Origin of the sequence: Streptomyces sp. 150FB (assembly GCF_000818195.1) — a bacterium.
GTDB lineage: Bacteria > Actinomycetota > Actinomycetes > Streptomycetales > Streptomycetaceae > Streptomyces.
The window spans coordinates 5,714,096-5,721,783 of sequence record NZ_JTHL01000001.1 but is presented as its reverse complement, the minus strand read 5'-3'; the positions used below and the strand labels follow the sequence as shown (position 1 = coordinate 5,721,783).

General features: G+C 64.5%; 15 protein-coding genes and 1 pseudogene. All 16 read right to left on the bottom strand.

Going from position 1 to position 7,688, the window contains the following annotated elements:
• Window positions 1-34: 34 nt before the first annotated feature.
• Window positions 35-694, bottom strand: coding sequence for an adenylate kinase (locus QR77_RS24660; RefSeq protein ID WP_040024296.1), 660 nt, complete (start codon window positions 692-694; stop codon window positions 35-37).
• Complete coding sequence (secY, locus tag QR77_RS24655) at window positions 694-2,010, bottom strand: preprotein translocase subunit SecY (RefSeq protein WP_040024295.1); 1,317 nt, start codon at window positions 2,008-2,010, stop codon at window positions 694-696. The genes QR77_RS24660 and secY overlap by 1 nt, the downstream gene beginning before the upstream one ends.
• A gap of 205 nt (window positions 2,011-2,215) precedes the next feature.
• Complete coding sequence (gene rplO / locus QR77_RS24650; protein ID WP_040024294.1) at window positions 2,216-2,674, bottom strand: 50S ribosomal protein L15; 459 nt, start codon at window positions 2,672-2,674, stop codon at window positions 2,216-2,218.
• Between the two features lies 1 nt (window position 2,675).
• On the bottom strand, window positions 2,676-2,858 hold the full coding sequence (gene rpmD, locus QR77_RS24645) for a 50S ribosomal protein L30 (RefSeq protein ID WP_024491595.1): 183 nt from the start codon (window positions 2,856-2,858) through the stop codon (window positions 2,676-2,678).
• A complete protein-coding gene (rpsE, locus tag QR77_RS24640; protein ID WP_040024293.1) occupies window positions 2,858-3,460 on the bottom strand; it encodes a 30S ribosomal protein S5 in 603 nt (200 codons plus the stop codon). The genes rpmD and rpsE overlap by 1 nt, the downstream gene beginning before the upstream one ends.
• Window positions 3,461-3,506: 46 nt before the next feature.
• On the bottom strand, window positions 3,507-3,890 hold the full coding sequence (rplR, locus tag QR77_RS24635) for a 50S ribosomal protein L18 (protein WP_040024292.1): 384 nt from the start codon (window positions 3,888-3,890) through the stop codon (window positions 3,507-3,509).
• Window positions 3,891-3,893: 3 nt separating this feature from the next.
• Window positions 3,894-4,433: a 50S ribosomal protein L6 gene (rplF, locus tag QR77_RS24630; RefSeq protein WP_040024291.1), complete on the bottom strand. Its 540-nt coding sequence runs from the start codon at window positions 4,431-4,433 to the stop codon at window positions 3,894-3,896.
• A 24-nt stretch (window positions 4,434-4,457) separates the two neighbouring features.
• Complete coding sequence (gene rpsH, locus QR77_RS24625) at window positions 4,458-4,856, bottom strand: 30S ribosomal protein S8 (RefSeq protein WP_040024290.1); 399 nt, start codon at window positions 4,854-4,856, stop codon at window positions 4,458-4,460.
• Window positions 4,857-5,071: 215 nt separating this feature from the next.
• The gene (locus tag QR77_RS24620; RefSeq protein ID WP_040024289.1) at window positions 5,072-5,257 is read right to left on the bottom strand and encodes a type Z 30S ribosomal protein S14; all 186 of its coding nucleotides are present in this window, start codon (window positions 5,255-5,257) and stop codon (window positions 5,072-5,074) included.
• 2 nt (window positions 5,258-5,259) lie between these two features.
• Window positions 5,260-5,820, bottom strand: coding sequence for a 50S ribosomal protein L5 (gene rplE, locus QR77_RS24615; RefSeq protein WP_040024288.1), 561 nt, complete (start codon window positions 5,818-5,820; stop codon window positions 5,260-5,262).
• The gene (rplX, locus tag QR77_RS24610; protein ID WP_040024287.1) at window positions 5,820-6,143 is read right to left on the bottom strand and encodes a 50S ribosomal protein L24; all 324 of its coding nucleotides are present in this window, start codon (window positions 6,141-6,143) and stop codon (window positions 5,820-5,822) included. The genes rplE and rplX overlap by 1 nt, the downstream gene beginning before the upstream one ends.
• 2 nt (window positions 6,144-6,145) lie before the next feature.
• Window positions 6,146-6,514, bottom strand: coding sequence for a 50S ribosomal protein L14 (gene rplN, locus QR77_RS24605; protein ID WP_040024286.1), 369 nt, complete (start codon window positions 6,512-6,514; stop codon window positions 6,146-6,148).
• A 106-nt stretch (window positions 6,515-6,620) separates the two neighbouring features.
• Entirely contained in the window at window positions 6,621-6,905 is a 285-nt protein-coding gene (rpsQ, locus tag QR77_RS24600; RefSeq protein WP_040024285.1) for a 30S ribosomal protein S17, read from the bottom strand.
• On the bottom strand, window positions 6,905-7,129 hold the full coding sequence (rpmC, locus tag QR77_RS24595) for a 50S ribosomal protein L29 (protein ID WP_040024284.1): 225 nt from the start codon (window positions 7,127-7,129) through the stop codon (window positions 6,905-6,907). Before rpmC ends, rpsQ begins: the two co-directional genes overlap by 1 nt.
• Window positions 7,129-7,548, bottom strand: a complete 420-nt coding sequence (gene rplP, locus QR77_RS24590) for a 50S ribosomal protein L16 (protein ID WP_040024283.1) — start codon at window positions 7,546-7,548, stop codon at window positions 7,129-7,131. The genes rpmC and rplP overlap by 1 nt, the downstream gene beginning before the upstream one ends.
• A gap of 5 nt (window positions 7,549-7,553) precedes the next feature.
• Window positions 7,554-7,688: pseudogene (locus QR77_RS49055) on the bottom strand (30S ribosomal protein S3); the annotation flags it as partial.

Sequence of the window (7,688 nt, the reverse complement as noted above, 5' to 3'; positions counted from 1 at the left end):
TACTGTTCGACGAATACTGCCCGTACCTGCCCGGCTACGCGACCTTGTCGCGCCGGAGGGCCTCCATCGCGCGGTCGGTCACATCGGTGACCTTGCCGAGCGCGGAGATCGTCACCACCAGGCCCTGGGACCGGTAGTGGTCGATGATCGGCTCGGTCTGCGTGTGATAGATCTCCAGACGCGTACGCACCGTGTCCTCGGAGTCGTCGTTGCGCTGGTACAGCTCGCCGCCGCAGACGTCACAGACGCCTTCCTTCTTCGGCGGGCTGTACGTCACGTGAAAGACGTGCGCGCTGTCGTTGCGGCAGACACGCCGCCCGGCGATCCGCTTCACGACCTCGTCCTCGGGGACTTCCAGGTCCAGAACCGCGTCCAGCTTCACACCGTCGGCGGCGAGCGCCTCGTCCAGCGCCACCGCCTGCGACACATTGCGCGGGAAGCCGTCGAGCAGGAAGCCGTTCACGGCGTCCGGCTGCGACATGCGGTCCCGTGCCATCGCGATGGTGACCTCGTCGGGCACCAGATTTCCTGCGTCCATGTAGGACTTCGCCTGCTTGCCGAGGTCGGTGCCCTGGCTGATGTTGGCGCGGAAGAGGTCGCCCGTGGAGATGTGCGGAATCGACAGGTTCTTGGCAAGGTACGCGGCCTGCGTTCCCTTGCCGGCACCGGGCGGTCCGACGAGGACGATTCGCATCAGCGGAGGAACCCTTCGTAATTGCGCTGCTGAAGCTGGCTCTCGATCTGCTTCACGGTTTCCAGACCCACACCGACGATGATGAGGATGCTCGTTCCGCTGATGGAGCTGCCGTTCGAGCCGCTGTAGCTGGCCAACGCGACCTGAGGCACAAGAGCGATCAGACCCAGGTACAGCGATCCGGGCCACGTGATCCTGTTGAGTACGTAACTCAGATACTCGGCCGTGGGTCGACCGGCCCGGATCCCCGGGATGAATCCACCATACTTCTTCATGTTGTCGGCGACTTCTTCGGGGTTGAACGAGATCGCCACGTAGAAGAAGGCGAAGAAAACGATCAACAAGAAGTACGTGACGATGTAGTACGGGTGATCACCCTTGACGAAGTGGCCCTCGATCCACGTCTTCCAGCCCGAGGTCGAGCTGGAGAACTGGGCGACCAGCGCCGGGATGTAGAGCAGCGACGACGCGAAGATGACCGGGATCACACCTGCCTGGTTGACCTTCAGCGGGATGTACGTGGACGTACCGCCGTAGGACCTCCGCCCGATCATGCGCTTCGCGTACTGCACAGGGATCCGGCGTTGCGCCTGTTCGACGAAGACCACCAGACCCACCATGACGAAGCCGATGAGGATCGTCGCTCCGAACTCGATCCAGCCCTTGGCCAGCGTGCCGCTCTGCTTGATGGCCCAGAGCGAGCCGGGCAGGCCCGACGCGATCGAGATGAACATCAGGATGGACATGCCGTTGCCGATGCCCTTGTCGGTGACGAGCTCACCGAGCCACATGACGGCCGCGGTACCGGCGGTCATGGTCACCACCATCGTGATGGTGGTGAAGATCGACTGGTTGGGGACGATGTCGTTGGCGACCGGGCAGCCGCTGAACAGCGCACCGCTGCGCGCGGTGGCGACCAGGCCGGTGCCCTGGAGGATGGCGAGCGCGACGGTCAGATAACGCGTGTACTGCGTGATCTTCGTCTGACCGGACGAGCCCTCCTTCTTGAGGGTCTCCAGCTTGGGGATGACCACGGTCAGCAACTGCAGAATGATGCTCGCTGTGATGTACGGCATGATGCCGAGCGCGAAGATCGTGATCTGCAGCAGCGCCCCGCCGCTGAACATGTTCACCAGCCCGAACAGGCTGTTGTTGCCCTTCTGGGCCGCGTCAACACACGTCTGGACGTTTTCATAGCTGACACCGGGTACAGGGATATGTGCCCCGAGCCGGTAGACGACGATGATGCCCAGTGTGAAGAGCAGCTTCTTGCGCAGGTCGGGCGTCTTGAACGCCCGGGCGAACGCGGTGAGCACGGTGCCTCCTGCGACCCCCGCGCTACTGCGTCAGAGGTGACGGTATTGAGGATCGACGGATACGGGTACCGGGGCGAGCCCCGGGCTTCAATACAGCAACAATCCACGCCACCTTACCGGCGACATGGCCTCCCTTGGAACGACCAACCGGGGATGCCCCTTATGAGAGGCACCCCCGGTTGGATGTTCAGGCCATCGAATCGTCTCAGACGAGCTCGGTGACGCTGCCGCCGGCAGCGGCGATCTTCTCCTTGGCGGAGCCGGAAACGGCGTCAACCGCAACCGTCAGTGCCACGGAGATCTCGCCCTGGCCCAGGACCTTGACGAGGCTGTTCTTGCGAACCGCGCCCTTGGTGACCAGGTCGGCCACCGTGACTTCGCCGCCCTCAGGGTAGAGAGCGCCGAGCTTGTCCAGGTTGACGACCTGGTACTCGGTGCGGAACGGGTTCTTGAAGCCCTTGAGCTTCGGAAGACGCATGTGGAGGGGCATCTGCCCGCCCTCGAAGCGCTCCGGGATCTGGTAACGGGCCTTCTGGCCCTTGGTACCACGGCCCGCCGTCTTACCCTTGGACGCCTCACCACGACCCACACGGGTCTTGGCGGTCTTGGCGCCCGGGGCGGGACGGAGGTTGTGGACCTTCAGCGGGTTGTTGTTGTCCGCCATGTCAGTCGACCTCCTCGACCGTTACGAGGTGCCGCACGGTGTTGGCCATGCCGCGGAACTCGGGACGGTCCTCCTTGACAACCACGTCGTGCAGGCGCTTGAGCCCGAGCGAACGAAGGGTGTCGCGGTGGTTCTGCTTAGAGCCGATGTACGACTTCGTCTGCGTGATCTTGAGGCGAGCCATTACGCACCCGCTCCCGCACGCGCACGGAGCAGAGCCGCGGGGGCGACGGCCTCGAGGGGCAGACCGCGGCGAGCCGCGATCTCCTCGGGACGCTGCAGGCCCTGAAGGGCCGCCACGGTCGCGTGCACGATGTTGATCGGGTTGGAAGACCCGAGCGACTTCGACAGGATGTCGTGGACGCCCGCGCACTCCAGCACGGCACGCACCGGGCCACCGGCGATGACGCCGGTACCGGGGGAAGCCGGCTTGAGCAGGACGACGCCCGCGGCCTTCTCGCCCTGGATCGGGTGAGGGATGGTGCCCTGGATGCGCGGGACCTTGAAGAAGTTCTTCTTCGCTTCCTCAACACCCTTGGCGATCGCGGCCGGCACCTCCTTGGCCTTGCCGTAACCGACACCTACGGTGCCGTCGCCATCGCCCACCACGACGAGCGCGGTGAAGCTGAAGCGACGACCACCCTTCACAACCTTGGCGACACGGTTGATCGCGACGACGCGCTCTACGTACGCGGTCTTCTCGGCGGCAGCGCCACCGTCACGGCCCTTCCGGTCCCGCCGCTCGCCGCCACCGGCACCGCTTCCGCGGCGCTGGGGTCCAGCCATTGGATTACCTCTCTCTGTTACGTCCGCTTTGCGTAAGAACCGGGGCTCAGAACTTCAGCCCGGCTTCGCGGGCGGCGTCGGCCAGAGCGGCAATCCGCCCGGCGTACTGGTTACCACCACGGTCGAACACCACGGCCTCGATACCGGCGGCCTTGGCGCGCTCGGCCACGAGGGCACCGACCTGCTTGGCCTGGGCGCTCTTGTCGCCCTCGGTCCCGCGGATCGACGTGTCCAGGGTGGACGCCGAAGCGAGCGTGTGGCCCGCGATGTCGTCAACGACCTGAGCCACCATGTGGCGGTTGGAACGCGTCACAACCAGGCGCGGGCGCTCCTGCGTGCCCGACACCTTCTTGCGGACGCGAATGTGACGGCGCTTGATGGCAGCGGCCTTGTAGGCCTTGCCCTTGGCGATCTTCACACCGAATGCCATGGCTTACTTACCAGCCTTTCCGACCTTGCGGCGGATGACCTCGCCCGCGTACCTGACACCCTTGGCCTTGTACGGGTCAGGCTTCCGCAGCTTGCGGATTTTGGCGGCGACCTCGCCGACCTTCTGCTTGTCGATGCCCTCGACGGAGAACTTCGTCGGGTTCTCGACCTTGAAGGTGATGCCCTCAGGGGCCTCGATGAGGATCGGGTGGCTGTAGCCCAGGGCGAACTCCAGGTTGGAGCCCTTCGCCTGAACTCGGTAACCGACACCGCTGATCTCGAGCGCCTTCACATATCCCGTGGTCACGCCGGTGATCATGTTTGCCACCAGCGTGCGGGACAGGCCGTGGAGGGCCTTGTTCTGACGCTCGTCGTTGGGGCGCAGCACCTTGAGGATGCCGTCCTCGCCCTTGGTGACCTCGATCGGCGCAGCGACGGTGTGCGAGAGGGACCCCTTGGGGCCCTTCACCGCTACCGTGCGGCCTTCGATGGTGACGTCCACACCGGCGGGAACCTGGATGGGGAGCTTGCCGATTCGCGACATGAGCTTTTCCTCCTCCGTTCCCGACTACCAGACGTAGGCGAGGACTTCCCCACCTACGCCCTTCTTGCTTGCCTGCTGACCGGTCAGGAGACCGTGGGACGTGGAGATGATCGCCACGCCCAGGCCGCCGAGAACCTTCGGCAGACTTGTGGACTTCGCGTACACGCGCAGACCCGGCTTGGAGATCCGCTTGATGCCGGCGATCGAACGCTCGCGGTTCGGGCCGAACTTCAGCTCCAGGACGAGGTTCTTGCCGACTTCGGCGTCCTCGACCTTCCAGCCGGTGATGAAGCCCTCCTGCTGGAGGATCTCCGCGATGTGCGACTTGATCTTGCTGTGCGGCATCATGACGTCGTCGTGATATGCCGAGTTCGCGTTACGCAGACGCGTGAGCATGTCTGCGATGGGATCAGTCATGGTCATGTATTGGCCTTCGGCCTCTCTCGCCGGGGTTTCCTGTATGCGCCATCCCTCTCCCCGATCAGAGTCGGGGCGGGTGCGGTGCGGGGACCTACGGCGTAGTAAGTCGTTATGGACGGCGGGCGCCCAACCCCACAAGCCTACGGCATGTGGGGGAAGGCTCCCGCCAACCAGTTGCTTACCGAGAGCTTCCCGCGCAGTGCCTCTGAAGAGAGGGACTACCAGGAACTCTTGGTCACGCCCGGCAGCTCGCCACGGTGGGCCATCTCACGAAGGCACACGCGGCACAGGCCGAACTTGCGGTAGACGGAGTGGGGCCGGCCGCAGCGCTGGCAGCGGGTGTAGCCGCGCACCGCGAACTTGGGCTTGCGGTTGGCCTTTTCGATCAAAGCCTTCTTCGCCACGGTCAGTTCTCCTTGAACGGGAAGCCGAGGTGACGAAGGAGGGCACGACCCTCGTCGTCGTTGGTCGCCGTGGTGACCACGGTGATGTCCATGCCCCGGACCCGGTCGATCTTGTCCTGGTCGATCTCGTGGAACATGACCTGCTCCGTGAGACCGAACGTGTAGTTGCCACGCCCGTCGAACTGCTTCGGGGACAGACCACGGAAGTCACGGATACGCGGCAGCGCGAGCGACAGCGTACGGTCCAGGAACTCCCACATGCGGTCGCCGCGGAGTGTGACGTGGCAACCGATCGCCTGACCCTCACGCAGCTTGAACTGCGCGATGGACTTACGGGCCTTCGTGACGGTCGGCTTCTGGCCGGTGATCGTCGTGAGGTCGCGGATCGCGCCGTCCATCAGCTTCGAGTCGCGGGCGGCGTCGCCCACACCCATGTTGACGACGATCTTGACGAGACCGGGAACCTGCATGACGTTCTCGTACTTGAACTGCTCGCGCAGCTTGCCGGCGATCTCTTCGCGGTAGCGCGTCTTCAGACGCGGCGAGGAAGTTGCGGTAGTCATCAGATGTCCTCACCGGTCCGCTTGGCAACGCGGATCTTGTTGCCCTCGTCGTCGAAGCGGAACCCGACGCGCGTGACGACCTTCTTGCCGTCCTTCTCCACAACGAGCTGAACGTTGCTGATGTGGATCGGGGCCTCGGTCGTCACGATGCCACCGGTCTGCGAACCACGAGCGGTCTGACCGGCCTTGGTGTGCTTCTTGACCCGGTTGACACCCTCGACGAGAACGCGGTCGCGCGTGGGGTAGGCCACGATGACCTTGCCCTGCTTGCCCTTGTCCTTACCGGTGATGACCTGAACCAGGTCGCCCTTCTTGATCTTCATGCTTACAGCACCTCCGGCGCGAGCGAGATGATCTTCATGAACTTCTTCTCGCGCAGCTCACGACCCACCGGGCCGAAGATACGGGTGCCGCGAGGGTCGCCGTCGTTCTTGAGAATGACGGCGGCGTTCTCGTCGAAGCGGATGTACGAGCCGTCCTGACGACGGCGCTCCTTCACGGTGCGAACGATGACCGCCTTGACGACGTCACCCTTCTTCACGTTGCCACCGGGGATCGCGTCCTTGACGGTGGCGACGATGACGTCACCGATACCCGCGTAGCGGCGACCCGATCCACCGAGAACACGGATGGTGAGAATTTCCTTCGCACCCGTGTTGTCGGCGATACGAAGTCGCGACTCCTGCTGGATCACAACTGTCTCCTGATCGTCTGCCGGTTCCCCGGGGGCCGCTCTCGCGGCCCCCGGAGCCTGGCGGAACTAGTCCGAAGGAGTGCCCTGCTGGCACGCCCCTCAGGGATTACTTGGCCTTCTCGAGGATCTCGATGATGCGCCAGCGCTTCGTCGCGGACAGCGGCCGTGTCTCCATCAGGAGGACGCGGTCGCCGATACCGGCGGCGTTCTGCTCGTCGTGCGCCTTGAGCTTGTTCGTACGGCGGATGACCTTGCCGTACAGCGCGTGCTTGACGCGGTCCTCGACAGCGACGACGACGGTCTTGTCCATCTTGTCGCTGACCACGAGACCCTCACGGGTCTTGCGGTCTCCTCGGGCCGTCTTGTTCTCGGTCACGTTGCTCTCAGTCATCAGGCGCTCTCCACCGTCTCGATGCCCAGCTCGCGCTCACGCATCAGGGTGTAGATCCGCGCGATGTCCTTACGGACGGCCTTGAGCCGACCGTGGTTCTCGAGCTGTCCTGTCGCCGCCTGGAAGCGGAGGTTGAACAGCTCTTCCTTGGCCTCGCGAAGCTTGGCAACAAGCTCCTCGTCGCCCAGTTCGCGCAGCTCGGACGCCTTGGTAACGGCCGCCATCACGACTCACCTGCCTCGCGCCGAACGATCCGGCACTTCATCGGAAGCTTGTGAGCAGCGCGGGTAAGCGCCTCACGCGCAATCTTCTCGTTCGGGTAGGACAGCTCGAACATCACCCGACCGGGCTTGACGTTCGCGATCCACCACTCGGGCGAACCCTTACCGGAACCCATGCGGGTCTCGGCGGGCTTCTTCGTGATCGGACGGTCCGGGTAGATGTTGATCCAGACCTTGCCGCCACGCTTGATGTGGCGGGTCATCGCGATACGGGCAGCTTCGATCTGCCGGTTCGTGACGTAGGCCGGGCTCAGCGCCTGGATGCCGTACTCACCGAACGAGACCTGCGTACCACCCTTGGACATACCGCTACGGCTGGGGTGGTGCTGCTTGCGGTGCTTGACCCTACGGGGGATCAGCATGTCGTTCAGGCCTCCGTTCCGCCGGTAGAAGTGGGCGTCGCCTCCGCCGCCGGAGCAGCGGCGGCCGCGTCGGCCTTGGGGGCCTCGGCAGCCGGGCTCTGCTGCGGCTTACGGCCACCACGGCCACCGCGCTCGCCACC